Source organism: Natrialba aegyptia DSM 13077, from assembly GCF_000337535.1.
Lineage (GTDB): Archaea > Halobacteriota > Halobacteria > Halobacteriales > Natrialbaceae > Natrialba > Natrialba aegyptia.
Genome location: NZ_AOIP01000065.1, coordinates 152,535 through 173,167, shown reverse-complemented (window position 1 = coordinate 173,167; position 20,633 = coordinate 152,535). Strand labels below are relative to the sequence as shown.

Sequence of the window (20,633 nt, the reverse complement as noted above, 5' to 3'; positions counted from 1 at the left end):
GAGATCCTCTGGGAAATTCGATTCGCCGCCTCCACTCATACTGATACTCATACGTAGTTGCCCCACACAGCAGCGGCTGTGTGGGGCATCTTATATTTCGTAGTTATGCAGCGTCGTAAACACTTTTGAAGACCTTCACAGACATGATCCGATATAAACTCCTAAAACGTTCCAAAGATTGTCTATTGGCGATTACGACTATATTTTGATGACTGGTTAGATGAGTAAATTGCTTCTCAACGTATTTCTGTAACTTCCTATTCAGAGCATCCTGGGAACTGACTAGCGGTGTATAATATTTCATAACTTGAACTCATATCTTCACCCTATCTGTGGTGTTGTCTGCTCGCTGTAAGAACAACAATATTACTATAAAATAAATATATATTTAGTTTATTCTATATTCTATGTGCCGTTTGCTAGTGCGTGGTCGAGTTCAAAAATTGCCTCGGACTACAGGACTCGGTCTATCTGGGTCTGAGAGATCCTATTGGGTGTAGTTCAGAGGAACGTTTCGACCTGGGAAATAATTCAACCATATATTAGAAGAACGGCAGTAGGGAGTGGAACAAAGGCGACTATGCTTACGGGTGTACAACTGTAATCTATGACTGGGAACACTGAATGTTTCGAACTGAGAAACGCGGACACGAAACCAGGATTCTGAATATGCAGGTGTGATATTCGTTGTTTTTGAGTAGACTAGTAATACATATTAAAACCGTTGTAGCAAGACGTACCAATGACTGTGTTATGGGAGGTGTCCGTTGCGGATGATTTGGGTTTTCGCAGTGATCTGTGAGTATCGCGTCGTGGTGTAAGTTCTTCCGAATACTGCTAAGCTGTGTGTCTGTGACGATTCGAGTGCATTAAGCGGCGATACATCGCGTATATCCAAAGAGTAACATACGACGAGTTATTTTGTGAGCTAGATGCGTGAACAAGGGACAAGCTACTTCGGTGTCCGTGATATCGAACACGTTGAGTCCGATCTCGACCGATTCCACGAACGCGGGTTAAACGCTGTATTGCACACTTTTAGCGAGCGTGATCGCGAGTATTATATGGAAACGATGGCCGACATAGTGTCGGCGAGTCACGCCCGAAATATGCGGGTATACGTCAATCCCTGGGCTGTTGGGCGTGTCTTCGGTGGTGAGGCGCTCTCCGAGTTCATCGGACGACATCCGGAGAGTTGTCAGGTCCTTTCGACGGGTGAGCGGATCCCGGCGGCGTGTTTTAACGACGCGAGGTTTCGGACGTATATGCGCGAGTGGGCGACGGATGCGGCCGAGATCGGGGCCGATGTGCTCTTTTGGGATGAACCGCACTGGTACATTCCGGAATGGTTTGACGACGAACTTCCCGAAGGTGCCTGGACCTGTCGGTGTGAGACTTGCCAAGAATTGTATGAAGACGACTATGGTGAGGAAATGCCGGCGGTCAGGACGGACCGGATTGACGAGTTCCGTGAACGATCGTTACTGTCGTTTCTCGAGGAGATGATGGGCCACACGGCGGATCGTGGGTGTCAGAACGCGGTCTGTTTGTTACCGAGCAAGGATGCCGAACACGGGCTCAGTGACTGGGAGGACCTCGCGTCGTCCGAGTGCCTCGATATACTTGCTACTGACCCATACTGGGGTGTACACGGCAAGGAGAGCGAGGCGTTCGTCTCGTCGTTCACCGGTACTGTCGTCTCGTTAGCAGCGGAGTACGACCTCGAGAGTCAGATCTGGATTCAGGGGTTCCGCCTCAGTGGGGGCGAGAAGACAGTTCGGGAGGTGAGAGAAGCGACGCGGGCAGCGGTTGACGGTGGTGTGGATAGCGTCTTCATGTGGGGATACGACGGCTGTCGTTCGATTTCGAGCATTGCCTGTGACGAACCGGAGGCAGTGTGGAACGCGTATCTCGATGAGTTACCGGTGGTGTAGTATGGTACGACTCCTCGTTATCGATATAAGTTCGAGTGTTCGAGAGTACTGAGTTACCGTCTGTATCTGTCTCAGACGTTTTGTTCCGGGGAATCGGATATCAGACGGTACTATGCGGTGTTTCGCGGCCAAAATTCGTGGAGAGGCGTTCGTTGAGCCGTTTCCGTACGGCACTTCCGGACCGAGCTAGCTGGTGCTAGCCAAGAGAAGGGTATCGAGTGTCAGGTCGGCCCGTCCTCGAAGTCAGCGTAGATCTCCGAGAATTCTCCCTCGGGATCGTTGTAGAGTGCCCAGTAGGACAGGTGTCCCATACCCTGTTCGTCGGCGAAGGCGACGATATCGGCGGCAACCTCGGTTGTAATCGAGTTTTCTGCGATGTCTGGCGTGTTTCCGAGCAGCGCCCAGCGTTCCGGTTCGGATTTGTCCGGATACACGTCCCCGAGGAAGTCGACGGTGCCCTCACACGCGGAGACGATCTTGTCGGTGGTCGTCGGGTTCATACCCATCGTCATGATGTTCACGTATGCGAGGTTGACGCCTTTCGTTGCGGCGTCTTCGACCCAGGTTCTGGCCTGGGCGTGTTCGGAGTTTGCGATTCCGTTTTCGGTAGCCGGGACTGTGTAGCCGACCGTAACGTTCGGCCGCTCGGCTTGTAACATCGCGAGCGCTTCGTTTCGCAGTTCGTAGATCGTTCGGTCACGACGGTGGGCGTTCTCGTCGTCGATATCGAGGTGTGTTACGCCGAGGGTGTCGAGGATCTCTGCATAGGCATCCTTGAGTTCAGTTGCGCTCTCGGCGTCGCGGGCAACGACGCGGCCCTGCCAGCCGCCGATTGCGACGCCGACCTCGATGCCTTCGTCCTGGAGCGTCTGGATTTCATCGAGATACGTCTCGAGCGGTTCGTCGTCACAGGGTGGCTGATTACAGCCGGCTAACCAGCCTGGCGTTACGTCGCCGTCGTCGGTTCCGTCGCCGACGAACGACAGGACGACCCGATTCGTATTCGCGTTCAACGTCTCGCCGACGATATCTTGCCAGGTACCCTGATACGGGGCGAACCATCGGTCGGCTGCTGGCGGTGCGGTGTCGCCAACGGACATAATCGTTCTGGCAGTATCGCTTTCACCGTCGGCGTCGGTGACGGTTAGTTCGACGTCGTATCTGCCGCTCTCGCCGTACGTGTGGGTGACAACCGAGCCTGTGGCTCCGGTTCCGTCGCCGAAACTCCAGTCGTAGGTAACGATTTCGCCGGTGGAGCTAGTGCCGTCGAATTCGATTTCCTGCCCTGGTTCGGGGTTCGTCGTACTCGGGGTAATCGAGGCGCTCGGACCAGGGTCGGCAGGACCGATTTCGTTCCACGGCCCCCACTCACCGCCTTCGCCTGGCTCGTCGCCGCGGGTCCACCACTTCGCTTCCCAGACGGCGCCATCGTGGCGCACCCGATCGCCCTCTGTATAGGCGGTTTCGGGATTCCATGCAGGATACTCCTGTGCTGAGACGGAAGTACCCAGTCCAACGCCGGCGGCGAGTGCTGACAGTGTCGATGCGTTCCGTAGTACGTCTCGTCGTGTTCGTTTCATTGGTTTGTCTCTTAGATCGTCTCGAGAATCGTATCCAGTAGCGATTCGTTCCAGTCCTGTGAGAGTTCCCAGAACATCACGCCCTGCATGCCGCGTTCCTTGGCGAACTCGACTTTTTCGGCGATCGACTGCTCGTCGTCGTAGCCGATGAGCGTTTCCTCGTCTTCGTTGACGAGGTACGGTACTGCGCCGGGGTCGTGACGATACTTTTCCCAGCCGTCGGCTCCCTCGTAGTTAGTTTCGAGATCACCGAAGTCGAACGCGCCGGTCGGGTCCGCTCCATCCGCAAGCAGGTGATGCCAGGTCCCTTCCGGGAGCGCATCGGGCCCGAACCCGATTCCGTCGTACGGCTCGGTGGCGTTGTTGAATCCGCGCCCGTAGAAGGGGAGTCCGAGGACGAGTTCATCGTACGCGGCGGGTTCGGCGGGCGGATACTCCCACTGGCCGGGCCAGTAGCCCTCCTCGCTGTGGGTGCCCGCCCAGAGTTCGTCGACGGCGTACTCGACGAAGTACTGGTCGTGGTGGTCCTCGCCGTAGTCGCTCGTCCCGAGGGGGTGGTCGTCGCCGTAGATCGGCGCGTTCAGCCCGGCTGTGTCGTGCCAGGAACCGGTGAAGTCGTAGGCCATGATCATCGCGTGGTCACAGACCTCGCCGATCTCGCCGTGTCGAAGGCCGCCGGCGTTCCAGTCGGAGCCGCCGTTGGCGACCGAGAGGTAGTAGTGTTGGCCGTCCTCGTCGCCTGCGATGTCGAGTTCAGCTCGAAGGGCTTCGAGTAACAGGACGTGGTTGTCGTAGTCGTCGGCGTTGCCACATTGACACTGCCCCTGTTCGGGGCCGGGGTGCTCCCAGTCGATGTCGATCCCGTCGAAGTTGTACTCACGTAGCAGTGCGACGCAGTTTTCGGCGAACGTCTGTCGGAGGTCCGGATCGGCGGCGACGACGTGGAAGTTGTCCGAGAGCGTCCAGCCGCCGACCGAGAGGTGGAGTCGACAGTCGATGTCGCCCGCCAGGTCCGCAAACGCCGCTAAGTTCTCCTCGTGTGACTGGCGGGGAATATCGAACTCGGTTTCGTCGTCTTCGGGCGGGAAGACGTTGCCCTCCTCGTCGAGTGCGATGAACGCGTACAGCACGTCCGTCACCTTCTCGAAGGGGATGTCGCTTGGATAGTAGTCCTGTTCGTCGTTCGCCTTCCAGCCGGGATAATAGCCGATGACTTTGAACTCGTCGCCCGGACCCTCGATCTCATCTTCGGCGGTGAGTTCGACGAGCGCCGTGTCGGTTTCCCCGTCAGCACCGGTGACGGTGAGCTCGACGGTGTACTCGCCCGGCTCTTCGTACGTGTGGGTGACAACCTGGCCGGTGTCTTCGGTTCCATCGCCGAGATCCCAGTCGTAGGTGGCGATCTCGCCGGTGGAGTCGCTGCCGTCGAACTCGACGTCGTCGCCGACTTCGATGCGGGTCGCGCTCACGTTAATTCTGGCGTTCAACCCTGGTTCGGGTTCCTCGCCGGGTTCGACCTGCTCCCAGGGTCCCCATTCGCCCGTTCCGGGTTCGTCGCCACGGGTCCACCAGTTCGCCTCCCAGATGGTACCATCGTGAACGACGCGGTCACCGTCCGTATAGACTGCGTCGGGATCCCAGGCTGGATAGTCCCCGTCCTGTGCCGCTACTGAACTCGCGGCCAGCCCGGCAAACAGGACTGGCGCTGTCGATGCGTTTCGTAAGATGTCGCGTCGCGATCGGTTTCGTTTCATGCGTGTGCAATCGTTTGGTTGTAATTGTGGGTTGACATCGATGTGTGTCCTTCCGTCTGTTCTACGCACTGTTGTCGTCCGTGTTGCGTCTGCACTGTGGTCTGCGTATGCGTGCTGAACTCGTTATGCGGTCATCGGTCCGTTGTGTGTTGTCCGTTATCCGCCGTTGTCGGCATCGCGGTTTGGCCGTTAGCCATTAGCCGTTGAGCGACTGCCAGAGCGTTCCGATAAGGTCTCCATCGTACGTGTCTCCACCGATTGCCCACAGCATGGTTCCGCCGTAGGGTGAGTCGCGAAGCCAGTCCATCTTCGCCGCCATCGACTGCTCGGTATCGTGGGAGATCATGAGCCGTTCGTCGGCATTGAAACTCCAGGCCGTGACCGCGTCCTCGTCGAAGTACGTCTCCCAGCCGGGACCGTCGAGATCGACCGGGTTACTCCCCTCGCGACCGTCGCTTTCGAGGTCGAACCACTCCCAGACGCCCGCATAGCTAGTTCCCTGTGCCGGGTCCCAGCTCGGATAGGAGCCCTCACCGCTCGCATCTCGGCCGGTCCCCTCGTACGGTTGGAACAGGCCGTCGTCCTCGCCGGTCCCGATGCCGTCCGCGGGCGGCTGTACGTCCGTCCAGCTCCGTCCGTAGAACGGCACGGCCATATTGAGTTGGTCGGGGTCCCAACCCTGATCCGCCCAGTACTGGAGCGCGTACTCGGCGTTCCAGACGTGTGCGTCCTCGAACGTGTCGTCCGAGTTCTCCATCAACGGCGCGTGGTGGCCCGTCGTCTCGCTCCAGATACCCCGATAATCGAACGTCATCACCTGGACGAAATCGAGGATATCCGAGAGTTCGTCGTGCTCGAGGCCGTCGTTCCCGTCGGCGGTTCCCTCGACGATCTCGGGGTTTGCGCTCACGGCCGCGGTGAGTTCGTACGGTTCGTCTCTTTCCGGGTCGTTCGTCGCGGCGGTATCGAGCTGGTCGCGAACCTCCTGGCAGAGGAGCGTAAAGCGCTCCTGGTCGCCGTCGCGAACGACGTTGTCCATATCGCAGACGGGGTCGTCTCCCGTACAGCCGCCGCCACCGGGGAACTCCCAGTCGATATCGATCCCGTCGAGGTTCGCCATCTCGACGAGATCGACGCAGTCGCTGGCGAAGCGCTCTCGGTTCGCCTGCGTCAACGCGGCGTCGGAGAAGTACTCCGAGTCGCCCCAGCCACCGATCGAGAGGACGAACTTCGTATCGTCCCGTTCGGCGGCGTATTCCGCGAACGTCTTGCCGCGGTCCGGCCCTTGCCAGTCTTCTTCGGCGTAGAATACTTGTTGGCCGTGACTGTCGCCGACGAGTTCGACGGAGCCGTCTTCTTCCGGACGAGCGAAGGCGTACTGGACGTGCGTGACCTGCTCGAACGGGATATCTCCGGGGACGAAATCACGGTCGTACTGCGCCCACTGGCGGTAGTAGGCGACGACGCGTTTCTCGTCCGATGAGGGATGACCGGCAGTAATCTGGATCGACGTGCTGGCGGTTTCGCCGGCACCGCTTTCGACGGTCAACGTCACGTCGTACTCTCCTTCATCGAACGCGTGGGTAACGGTCTCGCCGGTTGCGGTCGTTCCGTCGCCAAAGTCCCATTCGTAGCTTTCGATGTCGCCCGTCGAATCGCTGGCGTCGAACTCGATCGTTTCGCCGGGGTCGGGGAACTGCGTGCTGGCCGAGAGGCGGGCGACGACGCCGTCGTCGCCGCCATCGCCGTCGTCATCGTCGTGCTCTTCGATTTCCTCCCAGGGACCGAACTCGTTTGTACCGGGTTCGTCGCCCTGAGTCCACCACTGCGCTTCCCAGACGTAGCCGGCGTGGATAACGCGGTCGCCGTCAGTATAAATCGCCTCTGGATCCCAGGTGGGATAGTCCTGTTCCTGTGCTGCTGTCAGCGTGCTCGTCCCGAGTCCGGCAAGGACGGTCGAGAGTGTCGTTGCGTTCCGTAGTACGTGTCGCCGTGTTCGTTTCATAGTTGCTAGCCCTCGCTGTTGGCGTCATCGCTGTCGATGGCTGCTCGTCTACAGCCACTCCAATACTACATTCCGGAGTATAAAATAGTATTGTAATATATGATATACGATATTGAACTAGTGAGAAACAGTATGAGACAATCCTTGCTACCCCTATTCTCTACGTGTGTTTCATCGAGGAGAACGCGGAACGCGATACCGAGTCGGGTCTGATTCTGTCTGCCTTGGAAGTGCTATCGTGGCACCAGTCTGCAGGGATTCGGGATATCCGTGCTGTCTACACCGTCTCAGCGTGCCGACTCGCCTCGGAAACTCGCGTTGATTCGATCGGCTCGTCGCTGTGTTTGATCGCCGTCCCAGTCTCGGCATCGAACAGATGCAACTTCGCTTCCGGGACGTACAGCCAGACTGACTCTCCGTCCGTCAGCCCCAGATGACCGCCGGCCGTCACCGTGACTGATTCGCCGCCGACATCGAGATAGACGTTCGTCACGTCTCCCATCGGTTCCGTCACCGTGACGGTCGCCTCGACCAACCGATCGGGCTCCGGGTGTGCGTCCGGCGTCGTCGTCAGCGACCCGTGTTCCGGTCTGAGCCCCATGACGAGTTCAGTACCGTCGAGATCGGCGACGACCGAGTCCGATAGCGAGAGCGAAAAGCGAGGATGTGAAAGCTCGCCAGCGTCGCGATCAGCCTCGACCGGCAGGAAGTTCATCGGCGGCGAGCCGAGGAACCCGGCGACGAACCGATTCGCCGGCCGGTGATAGCACTCGAGCGGCGTGCCGACTTGCTGGAGTTCACCGTCGTTGAGGACGACGATCCGATCCCCCATCGTCATCGCTTCCGTCTGGTCGTGCGTGACGTACACCGTCGTTACGTCCAGATCGTGCTGTAACTGCTGGAGTTCCGTCCGCATCTGGGCGCGGAGCTTCGCGTCGAGGTTCGACAGCGGCTCGTCCATGAGAAACACCGACGGATCGCGGACGATGGCACGGCCGAGCGCGACCCGCTGTTGCTGGCCGCCCGAGAGCGCTTTCGGTTTGTCGGCCAGCAACTCTTCGATCCCCATCATTTGTGCCGTCTCCTCGACCCGGTCTTCGATCTCGTCCTCTGAAAGGTCGGTCGACATCTTCAGTCCGAAGGCCATGTTCTTTCGGGCGGTCATATGCGGATACAGCGCGTAGTTCTGGAACACCATCGCGATATCTCGCTCCTTCGGTTTCTGGTCCGTCACGTCCTCCGAACCGAACTCGATCGTCCCGTCAGTTACGGTCTCGAGTCCGGCGATACAGCGCAACGTCGTCGATTTACCACACCCGGACGGACCGACGAAGACGACGAACTCGCCGTCGTCGATGGCGAGCGTGAGGTCGTCGACGGCTTCGATCGATCCACTGGGTGAGTCGTACACTTTCGTGAGTTCATCTATGGTAACACGGCTCATTGTATGTGATTGTGTGGTGTCGGTATGTATAGTTATTTATCTGCCCATTCCACGGCCCCGCCGAGACGATGGCGACCGCGCCGGCACTTCGAGTTCAGTTTCAGCGAGTAGTCGCGGGCGACCGGCGCCCCCGGACGAACTGGCTCGCCATCGCTGGTGCTGCACTCGAGTCCACTCATCATCGTGACGTTCAGATCGAACCATAATGATTGTTGTGGTCATAGTGCGTGGCTCACTGAACTCGTGTGGGTACGCGGAGTCGGCTGTAGCTCACTGCTTGACACTGCCCTCCGTGAGTCCTTCGACGATCGGTTTCTGGAACAGGATAAACAGGATCAGGATGGGCGCCGTCGCGACCGTCGATGCGGCCATCATCTCGCCCCAGTACGCCGTCGTCTGCGTTTCGAAGCTTTGGATACCGATCGCGAACGGAGTTACGTCGCCGCGAGCGAGTACCGAGGCGAACAGGACTTCGTTGAACGCGGTGAGGAAGACGAACATGCCGGTCGCGGCGATACCCGGTGCGGCCATCGGGAGGACGACGCGGACGAGCGCCTGAAACCGGGAACAGCCGTCGACTCGGGCAGCCTCCTCGATGGCGTTCGGGATGGAGTCGAAGAACCCTCGAAGCATCCAGATCGCGACGGGAACGGTAAACGTCGTGTAGACGAAGATGATCCCGTGATAGGTGTCGATCAGCGGAATCGCGAGCGTTTCCTGAATCCAGACGAACAGCAGGAACATCGGCAGCAGGATGAGGATTCCGGGGATCATCTGCGTTCCGAGGAGTGCGCCGCCGACGCCGATCTTGCCGGGGAACCGGTAGCGTGAGAACGCGTAGCCTCCCAGACAGCCGACGGCGAGTGCAAACACGGTCGTCACGCTCGCGATGATGAGGCTGTTGACGAAGTAATCGAACACCGGAAACCGGTCCCACATCGTCAGGTAGTTCTCGTATTCGAGGAGCGTCAGGAGAACGCTCGGGTCCTGGATGGCATCTGCTGCTTCGTCGAGGGTGAACGGGAGTACGGATGGCTCTGCGGCCGTAATCTCGGCTCGCGTTCGGAAACTCGAGAGGATCATCCAGTAGATCGGAAACAGGGCATAGAGGAGGAGACAGCCCAGGGCGCCCTTCGAGAGGAGGTTGAACAGCGTCTCTCGTCCCGATTCGGTGAGTCGGAACTCGTCGGGAATCATCGGTCGCCCTCCGTGAAGTCCTGATCGAAGAGGTACTTGTAGTAGAGCATCGCCATCGCCATCGCGATCGCAAAGAGGACGACGCTCATCGCGGCCCCGCGGCCGAACTGGTAGTTCGAGAACGCGAAGTTGTAGATGTACAGGATCGATACCTGTCCGGACTGGGGCGGCTGTGCGCCGAGCAGGATGTACGGCGAGGTGAAGTTGATCATCGTCCACAGCATCATCAACAGGACGACGACCGCGGATACCGGCTTCAACTGCGGGAACGTGATATATCGGAACTGTTCCCACCGGCCCGCGCCGTCGATCGATGCGGCCTCGTACAACTGCTCGGGGATCGACTGGAGCCCGGCGTAGAGCATGATCATGACGAGCGGAAACTGCGTCCAGGAGTGGACGAGGACGAGCGTCCAGATCGTGTTGTCACCGATCAGCCAGTAGATCGGTTCCGAGATCACGCCCAGCGACAGCAACAGCGAATTGATGATCCCGCTCTGTTGCTGGAGCATCATCCGCCAGATGAGGAGCGTGACGACGGACGGCGCGACCCACGGTAGCAACAGGAGCGTTCGAGCCGCGAACCGCCCCTTGAACCGCTGGTTGAGCAGCAGTGCGGCCGTTAGCCCCAGCACATACGTCAACAGGAGGGTCCCCACTGAGAAGATGACCGTCTGGCGCAGCGAGTACCAGAACCGTTCCCCGACGACGGTGCGCGGGTCGAGCACGAACCGATAGTTCTCCGCCCACACGAACGGGGCTTCGTACCACTGGGAAACGTAGCCCGAGTCGACGCCGAGAACGCTGATCAGGACACCCCAGACGATCGGGATAAAGTGAATCAGCAGCATCATCAGCAGCCCCGGTAGCAACAGTTTGTACGCGTACTGCTGTTCGTCCGATAGCCGATTGTACAGCGGGAGATAGCGCCCGATTTCGATTTCGGCGACGCTGCTCCGGACCCGACTACTCGTCCGTGTCATAGCGACGTACAGGTGAGCCGTTCATTACTCTAGTTCTATCGTTCATAATTTCATTCTAACGTTTGTTCGGCCACGGAGGCAGCCCGTTCGAGTGCCGCTTCGGCGTCACCGGCCGCTAGCCCGCCCGTAACGGCACTCTGTAGCACCTCGAAGACCGTGCTGTTGAGTTCGCTTTCGATCTCGCCCCAGCCGAGGACCTGCGGATACGTTCGGGCGTGGGGGAACACCTCCTCGTCGAAGGTCCGATAGAGTTCGTTGTCGAAGTAGTCGGTCTCCAGTCCGTCGGGATTCGTCGGCAGGAATCCGACCGTGTTCGAGACGGCGGCGTTTGGCTCTGCCTGCAGGAGATAGTCGATCCACTGCGCGGCGGCCTCGGGTTCGTCGGTCCACGGGTGAATCCCGAGCAGTTCCATCCCGAAGAACGTCCCCCGGTCGCCGTCGGGGCCCGCAGGCGGAGCCGCGACCGACAGGTCGTCGAGCGCGTTGCCGTCCGCCTCCTCGTAGGCGGAGACCGTTCCGAGCGCGCCCCACGTACTGGCCATCTGCCCGCCGGTGAACGCGCCCTGAATGTCGGCTGCTCCCCACTCGATGGTTTCGGACGGCAAGACGTCGTACTCGGCGTACAGGTCCGCGTAGAACTCGAGGGCTTCGACCCCGCTGTCGTCGTGAAACGCCGGGGCGCCGTTGTCGTCGGTGAGCAACTGCCCGCCGTTTTGCCAGAGGAACATCGCGAAGTTCCGAATCGGCTCGAAATCCGAACCCATGATGGCGAAGTAATTGTTCTCTGCATCGTACGCTTGTGCCTGCTCGATCAGGCCATCCCAGTCCGACGGCGTCCCCTCGACTCCACCGGCTTCGATCCGTTCGTCGACCTGCTGGTACGCCCGTGGGCCCCAGAACCACGGAATTCCGACGAGCGTGTCCTGGAACGTGGCGACATCCAATGCGCCGTCCGTGAACAGGTCCGACGATGGCAGTTCATCGGCGACGCTGCCGGAGTCCAGATCCATCCATCCGCCCGCGTCGTACTGCTCCGGAATCCACGTCGAGGCGATTTCGTGGACGTCCGGTCCACTTCGGCTCATAATATCGCTGAGCATCGTCTCCTGCGCTTCTCCCCAGCCGACGAACTCGTACTCGACTTCGATTCCGGTTTCGTCCTCGAACTGTGCGGTGTGCTCCTCGAAAAATTCCTCTAAGCCCGGTGCATCCATATACCGAGTCTCGAGTGTCGTCCCACCGCTAGTGCCACCGAGACACCCTGCAACGCCGAACGCGGTCGCTACACCTGTCGTCGCCAGTATCTTCCGACGGGTATGGTTTCTCATAGCTAGACCTCGACTCCGTATTATGATACATTATACATAATTGTTTCCCTCGGCTGAACGCTCTCCGCTTGGCTGCTGAGCCGATCTCTCTGTCCGTCGGTCACCGAACCCAGTCACTGATGGACACCGGTGAACACCGCGGTGGCCGCTGCTATCGCGTAGCTATTTGGTGGTTCATCTACTTGTGCCACTATGGAAATCACCGGGTACGAACTGTTCGAAGTCCCCCCGCGTTGGCTCTTTCTGAAACTCGAGACGGATACCGGGCTCGTCGGCTGGGGAGAGCCGATCGTCGAAGGACGAGCCCAGACCGTTCGCACCGCCGTCGAGGAAATTCTGACGAGCTACCTACTCGGCAAGGATCCCCACAACATTGAAGATCACTGGCAGGCGATGTACCGCGGGTGTTTCTACAGAGGCGGTCCCGTATTGATGAGTGCAATTGCCGGGATCGATCAAGCCCTCTGGGACATCAAGGGCAAGCACTTCGATATCCCGGTCTACGAACTGCTCGGCGGGCGAACTCGTGATCGCATTCGCGTCTACCAGTGGATCGGCGGCGACCGCGTCAGCGAAATCGGGACGGAAGCGAAACAGCTGTTAGAAGCCGGCTATACCGCATTGAAGATGGATGCGTCGAACCAGCTACGCCACCTCGAACCGCCGCGCGCAATCACCGACATCGTCGACCGCGTTCGACACGTTCGCAGCGTCGTCGGCGACGAAATGGACATCGTCGTCGATTTCCGCGGCCGTATCTCCAAGTCACTCGCAAAGCGCGTTATCCCCGCCCTCGAACCGTTCGACCCGTTATTCGTCGAAGAACCAGTCCTTCCCGAAAACCTCGAATACATTCCCGAACTCGCGGGTCGGACCGACGTCCCACTGGCGACCGGTGAACGTCTCTACTCCCGCTGGGACTTCAAACCTCTCTTCAAACGGGGCGGCATCGACGTCATCCAACCCGACGTCTCACACGCCGGTGGCATCTCCGAACTCGTCCGTCTCGCCGCCATGGCCGAAACCCACGATATCGCCGTCGCGCCGAACTGTCCGCTCGGTCCGATCGCACTCGCGGCCTCGCTCCAGGTGAGCACGTACATTCCCAACCTGTTGATTCAAGATCACGGCTTCGATATCTATCCGGCACCGAAGAGCGCAGCGGATCACTACCTCCACGATGCCTCCGTCTTCGAGTTCACCGACGGCTATCTGTCCCCGCTCGACGGGCCGGGACTCGGGGTTGACATCGACGAGTCGGCGGTCCGGAACCGGTCCCGGCAGGATCTCGACTGGTCGAATCCGATCTGGCGGCACGAGGACGGCAGTATCGCCGAGTGGTAACGCTCGCCGACGCCGCAGACTAGTGCTGAACCCCGGCGGGTTTCGACAGTCGAAACACTCGCGTTCGAGGGGCGGGGCACCAGTGCCGCGACGACGGTGAACTCGAGCGGCAGTGCCGGCAGCCCTTCGTGCCGTGTTTCCGAGGCTGTGTTCGCGATCCGTGTTTCGCTGGCCGAAACAAAAGTGGGGGAAAATAGCGTCTTGGGTGGGGATGTCTTACAATAGATTACAAACATACAATTGTAATCTACTGGCGTCGCTGCACTAAATTTCGCTCACCGAAACAATCGGGCACATCGAGCCTGACAAGTAGCCGTTCCGGCTCGACGTAATGGCTCGTTCCGACAACAGTGGGCTTAATTCGCCACTATTCCGGTGACGGAGGTCGGCTTCTCGGCTCAGTTATCGTTTCGACAGCGGCGGAGAAAGGAACCGATGGTTCGATCATCGTCCCGCCGCTTTTGCGTTCTCTCTCTCTCTCTCTCGAGTTACGGCGTTCGGTCGCCAGTCTTTCGTCGGCTTGTCGCGCTCGTCTCCGCCGTGGTCTTTCACTCGTTCACTGTCACGGGATCGAGTTCAGCCGAGGAACGCGTCGGCCCGGTCGTGAAGCGGAACGTAGCCCTCCGCGCTGGCGACGCCGGTTCGTTTGCCGCGGGTGGCGTCTTCCGCGGCGACGCCGTCGATGAGGTTGTCGAACTCGGCGTCGATCCCGCCGTGTTCTTCGAGGAAGGCCACCTGTGATTCGTGTTCGCCGATGGCGGCGGCTTTCCGGTCTTCGTAGCCCGAAATGTCGATGTGGACGGTCGGTTCGAACGAGGAGGTCGGTTTGCCGAAGAAGTACACGTTGTCCGGGTCACACGGTTCGAAGTCGCTTTCGACGAGCGGGAGGGATGCCATGTAGTAGGCGTCGGTCACGAGGCGGGCGGTGATCCGGTGGTCCGGATGCATGTCGTCTCGGTAGTGCGTGAGGATCAGGTCCGGGTCGGCGGCGCGGATGGTTTCGACGATGGAGAGACGATTTTCGAGCGAGTACTCGATGCGGCCGTCGGGGAAGCCGAGGAAAGTTACGTCGCTCGCGCCGAGGTGCTCGCCCGACCGACGCGCCTCCGCTTCCCGCGTCGCCGCGATGTCCGCTTCCGTCGTCTCGAAGCCGCCGTACTCGCCTTTGGTCATGTGGGCGATGGTGACCGAATCGCCGCGGTCGGCGTGTTTTGCGAGCGTCCCGCCGCAGAAGATATCCGCGTCGTCGGGATGGGCAACGATTGCTAATAACTTCATGTGCACCCGCCATGTTGATAGTAATCCGTGTTAATTGTTACTCCCGGCCGGTCTGCGGTCGCGGGTGCGGTTATTCGAGCGCATCGGTCAACAGTCGACTCGCGCTGAGAAGCAGGCCGGGAATGTTCTCCTCGAAGCGTTTTCCGGAGAGTTCATCGGCTCGTCCGGAGACGTAGACGGCACCGGTCAGCGAGTCGGTTTCGACGCTGACGGCGACGCTGTTGACCGCGGCAAACTGTTCCTGTCGATCGAGGGAGAAGCCGCGTTCGCGGATGCGATCGAGTTCGGACTGCAGTTCTTCGCCGTCGGTGATCGTGTGGGGGGTCAGGGCCGGCAGCTCGGACTCGAGACGCTCGTCCGGGAGCGCCGCGAGGATAGCTTTCCCGGCGGCACTGCAGTGGAGGTGACGAGTGTTGTACGCCGGGAACGTTCCGCTTGCGTACTGATCGGCGCAGTAGACGTCGACCGCGACGCCGTTCTGTTCGACGACGAATCCTGCGACTTCGTTTGCCATCGCCGCGAGTTCGTCGACCGGTTCGCGCGCCGTGTCGACGAGATCGGTATCCCACTGCACTCGTCTCGCACAGTCGAGAAACCGGATCGAAGGCTCGTACTGGCGACCGACTTTGGTGACGTAGCCCAAGTTCGCGAGTGTACTCACGTGTTTGTGGACGGTGCTCTTCGTCATCGCCGTCTGCGAGGCGATTTCCGTGACGCCGACCGGTTCGGGGGTGTCGATGAGAACGTTCAGCACCGACAGTGAGCGAGCCGTCGCATCGATGGTCTCTCCGTGGCCGTCCGCGTTCATACACCGTGTATTCCGGCGGGATGTCATTAGTGTTTCCCGCACCGAAACACCGTTGAAACCGAACTTTTTTATCTCACATCTCCGCACTGTCGGTATGGACCGAGCTGTGAAAGACGACTCTATCTACGACGAGTTCGGCGTCCCCGCGGTCATCAACGCGACCGGGACGAAGACGCGTATCGGGGGGAGTCGCATTCGAACCGACGCGCTCGACGCGATGGCGCGCGCCGGCGAGTCGTTCGTCAGACTGTCCGACTTGCAGGCCGCGGCCAGCAGACGGATCGCCGACGCGACCGGGGCGGAGGCCGGCTACGTGACCAGCGGCGCTGCCGCCGGGCTCCTCTTGAGCGCCGCCGCCGCGCTCGCGGGGCGCAACGTCGACCGGATGGAGCGACTCCCCGAGACGGATGGCATCCCCGATGAAATCGTCATGCCGCGAACCCACCGCACCGGGTACGATCACGCGTTTCGCGCCGCGGGGGCGACGATCGTCGACGTGGGGACGAACGACCGCACCCTCGGAACCGGGTCGACGAACGTCGAGCCCTGGGAAATCGAGGCGGGAATCACCGAGAACACGGCCGCGATCGGCTACGTCCAGAAACCGTTCACCGAGCCGCCACTCGAGGCCGTTACGACGGTTGCACACGAACACGACGTGCCCGTCATCGTCGACGCCGCAGCCGAGTTACCGCCCGCGGAGAACCTGTCGCGGTTCACGGACGCCGGCGCTGATCTCGTCGTCTTCAGCGGCGGCAAGGCGATCCGTGGCCCGCAGACGACCGGGATCGTCGCCGGTCGCGAGGACCTCATCGAGTCTATCGCACTGCAACACCTCGACATGCACGCCGCAGATGCCGTCTGGGACCCGCCGTCCGAACTCATCGACACCGACCGACTCGAGGGCGTCCCGCGACAGGGGATCGGGCGCTCGCTGAAAGTCGGCAAAGAAGAACTCGTCGGCCTCCTCGTCGCGCTCGACTCGTTCCGCGACACCGACCGCGCGGCCCAGTCGGAGGCCTGGAACCGGACGGCGACCCGCATCGCCGAGTCGCTCGCCGGTAGTTCGGGAATCGACGCGACCGTCACCGCAGACACCGACGTCTCGGTCTCCCCGACGGTCGTCGTCCAGGTCGATCCGACCGACGCGGCTTGCTCCGCGACCGAACTCGTCCGCTCGCTCCGCGCCGAGAACCCTCGCGTGTTCGTCGGGGCTGATCGGCTCGACGAGGGTATCGTGACGATCAACCCGATGTGCCTCGACGACGACGAGGTGTCGTACGTCCTCGAGCGAATTCGGGCGCATATGGGCGCAGAATCGGGATCAAATCCATAGACGACAGATGATATATGTGTACCGAAACCTACATCATCCTCGCTGGAGACTGATCGAATGGCTATGAAAGAGGTATCTACAGTCAGTGCACCGGCCAGTATCGGCCCGTTTTCACAGGGCGTAATCGACGACGGAACGGTTTACGTCTCGGGTCAGGGGCCGATCGACCCTGAAACGGACGAGATCGTCGGCGAGAGTATCGAGGCCCAGACGCGACGGACGATGGAAAACATCGATGCCGTCCTGACGGCGGCGAACAGTTCGCTCGACGACATCGTGAAATCGACGGTCTTCGTCAGGGACATGGACGATTACGAGGCGATCAACGAGGTGTACGAAACGTACCTGAGCGATCCCTATCCCGCACGCAGCGCCGTCGAGGTCGCGGCACTCCCCGTCGACATCGGCGTCGAAATCGAAGTCGTTGCACGGGTGAGCCGATGAACGCGATCGCCGTCGAGCGCGGCGAGACCGAGCCGTCGCTGCTCGACGTTCCCGAACCGACGCCCGCCGACGGTGAAGTGCTGCTTCGAACGCTTCGAGTCGGCATCGACGGCACCGATTTCGAGGTGCTTGACGGAAATCACGGCGGCTTTCCCGCGGGAGACGAGTACCAGATACTCGGTCACGAAGCCGTCTGTGCCGTCGCCGATCCGAACGGAACGGATTTGACGGAAGGTGAACTCGTCGTTCCGACCGTGAGACGGCCGGCCGAGGGCTCCCACGAGTTCTTCGAGCGGGGCGAACCGGATATGGCTCCCCCGGGGACCTACCGCGAGCGCGGTATCGAGGGCGCACACGGGTTCATGGCGGAGTTCGTGACGACGCCGGCCGAGTTTCTGGTTCCGATTCCCGACGCGTTCGCCGAGACGGGCGTGTTGATCGAACCGATGAGCAATACGGTCAAGGCGCTCGAACTCGCGTTCGCGTCGCGGTCGCTGTTCGAGTGGGATCCGAAGCGGGCGCTCGTTCTCGGCAACGGCCCGCTGGGACTACTCACGCTTGCGATGTTGCAACCGACGGTCGAGCGCTCGTACTGTCTCGGGCGGCGCGACCGACCCGATCCGACGATCGATATCATCGAGGAGTTCGGTGCGACGTACGTCGATTCGCGAACGACGCCCGTTTCGGATATCGCGGACGTCCACGAACCGATGGATCTCGTCTACGAGGCGACCGGCCACGCTAAACACGCCTACGATACAATCGACGTCCTGGCACCGAACGGCGTCGGCGTCTTGCTCGGCATCCCGAACGAGTGGACGTTCGATATCGACGGCGGGCGTCTCCACCGGGAGCTGGTACTCGGTAACAAGGCGCTGCTCGGCAGCGTGAACTCGCACATCCGTCATTTCGAGTCTGCGAAGGAGTCGCTCGAAACGCTTCCCGACTGGTTCCTCGACCGGATCATCACCGATGTGTACTCGCCGACCGAACTCGAGGATGCGTTCGACGATTCCACCGACTGTATTAAGCAAGTGATCGATTTCACCTGAGCCAGGAAGTCAGTGGCCCTGCTTCCGTCTGCACCAGATCCTGGTCTCTGAATCCACCCGCCAGGGTAGCTTGACGAGACGATACCGGAGGCCGACGTAGTTGGACGCGGCAGGTTGGCGTCTCCTTGGCACGGTCGTGCCGTGAAAGCGCTCGGTGAACTCGTTGGACTCGCAGTTTACCGTAACTGCGAAGATGGTGGTTGCGTTCGTTGCTGCCCCGAACGTCACTCTCTACTCACATGATGGTGTTTACAGATCGAATTTTCATTAGACATCTGATGCTACGTCGCTCTTCACCATCAATCGTGCTGCTTCTATGAATATCCATCTGAGAATCATATACTACCTACTAGTATTGATTGAGTAGTCTCTCTATCTAATTCGTTCTCTGCCGCACCGTTTTCTTCTTCCAACTATCGTCGGTATAAGACAATGAACCCGTCTTTATTTCCATCTACCTGGAACAGAGACCGGCATTGGCCGGGGCTGCTCGACAATGAGAATCGGTATCTCCTGCGTAAATTATAGATAGATGGGTTTATTCTCACCGAAAAGAATTGTATTTACTACGCACATCTACCGGCCGCTAGGCCGGTTTGAGTGAACTCGTTCCATCAAGAATCTTATTTGAATCGTCTTTTAGGCTGGGCTAAAACCGGTGCCTTTACAATGTTTTAGGTTGGCCTAAAGAACTGTATGCGAGAACGGTTGCACCGATATTGTCGTTGTACGCAATCGAACGCCGATTCTGGCGGTGATGCGTTGTGAGCTATCTATCCGCCGGAAACGAGAAGATTCTATCCCAACAGACGGCGCGCGAGTCGAGTGCGCGAACGTACCCGCGCCATCTTCCGTTCGCCATCCGCGAAGCTCAGGGCGTGACGGTAACGGATATGGACGGCAACGAGTTCTACGATTGCCTCGCGGGTGCGGGGACGCTCGCGCTCGGACACAACCCCCCCCGAGTTCGCGAGGCGATGGAGCGCGTTCTCGAGGCGGATCGGCCGCTTCACACCCTGGACATTTCGACGCCGGCGAAAGAGCGGTTCGTGGATTCGCTCTTCGAGAGTCTCCCCTCGGAGTTCGCCCGTTCTGCCCGCGTACAGTTCTGTAGTCCTGCCGGAACGGATGCCGTCGAAGCGGCACTGAAGTTGGTGAAGACGGCGACGGGGAACCGAAGCGTCCTCGGGTTCCAGGGTGCCTATCACGGGATGACGAGCGGGGCGCTCAGTCTGATGGGCGATACGGCCGCTAAGGAGCCGGTTTCGGGCACGGTCAGCGAGGTCCACCACCTGCCGTATCCCGCTGACTACCGCTGTCCGTTCGGGATCGGCGGCGAGGAGGGTCACCGAACCGCCAGCCGGTACGTCGAGCATCTCCTCACGGACTCCGAAAGCGGGATCACGGACCCGGCCGGCATGATACTCGAGCCGGTCCAGGGTGAGGGCGGTGCCGTGCCCGCGCCCGCAGAATGGCTGCAAGACATTCGCCGAATCACCCGGGAGCACGACGTGCCGTTAATCGTCGACGAGATCCAGGCGGGGCTCGGTCGCACGGGCGAACTATACGCGTTCGAACACGCCGATATCGTCCCCGATGTCGTGACGCTCTCCAAGGCGATCGGTGGCGGGCTCCCGCTCGCCGTCGTCGTCTACGACGAGTCCCTCGACGCCTGGGAGCCGGGGGCCCACGCCGGTACCTTCCGCGGGAATCAGCTCGCGATGGCGGCCGGTGAGGCGACGATCGACTATATCCTCGAGAACGATCTCGACGACCACGTGGCCGATGTCGGAGCACGGCTGCGCGATCACCTCGAGTCTACCGCCGAACGATTCGACGCGATCGGCGACGTTCGCGGCCGCGGGCTGATGCTCGGCGTCGAGTTCGTCGACGAGAGTGCCGACTGGCAGGGTGCGGGTCCGGCCGCGCCGGATGGAGACCTCGCCGAAGCCGTCCAGGCGGCGTGTTTCGATCGCGGGCTGGTGATCGAACTCGGCGGCCGGGAGAGTGCAACGGCGCGGTTCCTGCCGCCGTTGATCGTCTCGGCCTCGCAGGTGGACGATATCGCAGCGCGCTTCGACGAAGCCGTTACGGCGGCCGTCGACGGCTCAGCCACGCAACGAGCGGGGGCTGCATCCACATGAAC

The 20,633-nt window shown here is 60.3% G+C and carries 15 protein-coding genes; 6 read left to right on the top strand and 9 right to left on the bottom strand.

Translation table 11 applies throughout. The annotated features are described in order from the left end of the window. Positions 1 to 932 precede the first annotated feature (932 nt). On the top strand, positions 933 to 1,934 hold the full coding sequence (locus C480_RS21950) for a hypothetical protein (protein ID WP_006667861.1): 1,002 nt from the start codon (positions 933 to 935) through the stop codon (positions 1,932 to 1,934). A 221-nt stretch (positions 1,935 to 2,155) separates the two neighbouring features. Here C480_RS21950 and C480_RS21945 read toward each other — a convergent pair whose 3' ends face one another. The 7 genes from C480_RS21945 to C480_RS21915 all read right to left on the bottom strand — a co-directional run bounded on the left by C480_RS21945 (position 2,156) and on the right by C480_RS21915 (position 12,225). Continuing rightward, complete coding sequence (locus C480_RS21945) at positions 2,156 to 3,514, bottom strand: PKD domain-containing protein (protein WP_006667860.1); 1,359 nt, start codon at positions 3,512 to 3,514, stop codon at positions 2,156 to 2,158. A gap of 11 nt (positions 3,515 to 3,525) precedes the next feature. Beyond that, positions 3,526 to 5,268 (bottom strand): glycosyl hydrolase family 18 protein, encoded by a 1,743-nt coding sequence (locus C480_RS21940; protein WP_006667859.1) that lies wholly within the window; start codon positions 5,266 to 5,268, stop codon positions 3,526 to 3,528. Between the two features lie 196 nt (positions 5,269 to 5,464). Then, a complete protein-coding gene (locus C480_RS21935; protein WP_006667858.1) occupies positions 5,465 to 7,273 on the bottom strand; it encodes a glycosyl hydrolase family 18 protein in 1,809 nt (602 codons plus the stop codon). A 277-nt stretch (positions 7,274 to 7,550) separates the two neighbouring features. Next, positions 7,551 to 8,717: an ABC transporter ATP-binding protein gene (locus C480_RS21930; RefSeq protein WP_006667857.1), complete on the bottom strand. Its 1,167-nt coding sequence runs from the start codon at positions 8,715 to 8,717 to the stop codon at positions 7,551 to 7,553. A gap of 270 nt (positions 8,718 to 8,987) precedes the next feature. Beyond that, positions 8,988 to 9,914 carry a carbohydrate ABC transporter permease gene (locus tag C480_RS21925; protein ID WP_006667856.1) on the bottom strand — a complete coding sequence of 309 codons (927 nt, stop codon included), beginning with the start codon at positions 9,912 to 9,914 and terminating at the stop codon, positions 8,988 to 8,990. After that, positions 9,911 to 10,897 carry a carbohydrate ABC transporter permease gene (locus C480_RS21920; RefSeq protein ID WP_006667855.1) on the bottom strand — a complete coding sequence of 329 codons (987 nt, stop codon included), beginning with the start codon at positions 10,895 to 10,897 and terminating at the stop codon, positions 9,911 to 9,913. Before C480_RS21920 ends, C480_RS21925 begins: the two co-directional genes overlap by 4 nt. Before the next feature lie 50 nt (positions 10,898 to 10,947). Further along, positions 10,948 to 12,225: an extracellular solute-binding protein gene (locus tag C480_RS21915; protein WP_241433912.1), complete on the bottom strand. Its 1,278-nt coding sequence runs from the start codon at positions 12,223 to 12,225 to the stop codon at positions 10,948 to 10,950. A gap of 192 nt (positions 12,226 to 12,417) precedes the next feature. Here C480_RS21915 and dgoD point away from each other — a divergent pair, with 192 nt between their 5' ends. Further along, positions 12,418 to 13,569: a galactonate dehydratase gene (dgoD, locus tag C480_RS21910; protein ID WP_006667853.1), complete on the top strand. Its 1,152-nt coding sequence runs from the start codon at positions 12,418 to 12,420 to the stop codon at positions 13,567 to 13,569. Between the two features lie 576 nt (positions 13,570 to 14,145). Here the strand turns inward: dgoD and C480_RS21905 are convergent. After that, the gene (locus tag C480_RS21905; protein ID WP_006667852.1) at positions 14,146 to 14,847 is read right to left on the bottom strand and encodes a PIG-L deacetylase family protein; all 702 of its coding nucleotides are present in this window, start codon (positions 14,845 to 14,847) and stop codon (positions 14,146 to 14,148) included. A 70-nt stretch (positions 14,848 to 14,917) separates the two neighbouring features. Further along, entirely contained in the window at positions 14,918 to 15,655 is a 738-nt protein-coding gene (locus tag C480_RS21900; protein WP_006667851.1) for an IclR family transcriptional regulator, read from the bottom strand. A 94-nt stretch (positions 15,656 to 15,749) separates the two neighbouring features. On the opposite strand from C480_RS21900, the gene C480_RS21895 reads away from it, so the two are divergent. The 4 genes from C480_RS21895 (at position 15,750) to C480_RS21880 (ending at position 20,631) form a co-directional block, all read left to right on the top strand. Continuing rightward, positions 15,750 to 16,991 carry an aminotransferase class V-fold PLP-dependent enzyme gene (locus C480_RS21895; RefSeq protein WP_006667850.1) on the top strand — a complete coding sequence of 414 codons (1,242 nt, stop codon included), beginning with the start codon at positions 15,750 to 15,752 and terminating at the stop codon, positions 16,989 to 16,991. Positions 16,992 to 17,054: 63 nt separating this feature from the next. Further along, positions 17,055 to 17,435: a Rid family detoxifying hydrolase gene (locus tag C480_RS21890; protein WP_006667849.1), complete on the top strand. Its 381-nt coding sequence runs from the start codon at positions 17,055 to 17,057 to the stop codon at positions 17,433 to 17,435. After that, complete coding sequence (locus tag C480_RS21885) at positions 17,432 to 18,487, top strand: glucose 1-dehydrogenase (RefSeq protein ID WP_006667848.1); 1,056 nt, start codon at positions 17,432 to 17,434, stop codon at positions 18,485 to 18,487. Before C480_RS21890 ends, C480_RS21885 begins: the two co-directional genes overlap by 4 nt. Positions 18,488 to 19,251: 764 nt before the next feature. After that, positions 19,252 to 20,631, top strand: coding sequence for a diaminobutyrate--2-oxoglutarate transaminase (locus C480_RS21880; protein ID WP_006667847.1), 1,380 nt, complete (start codon positions 19,252 to 19,254; stop codon positions 20,629 to 20,631). Positions 20,632 to 20,633 lie beyond the last annotated feature (2 nt).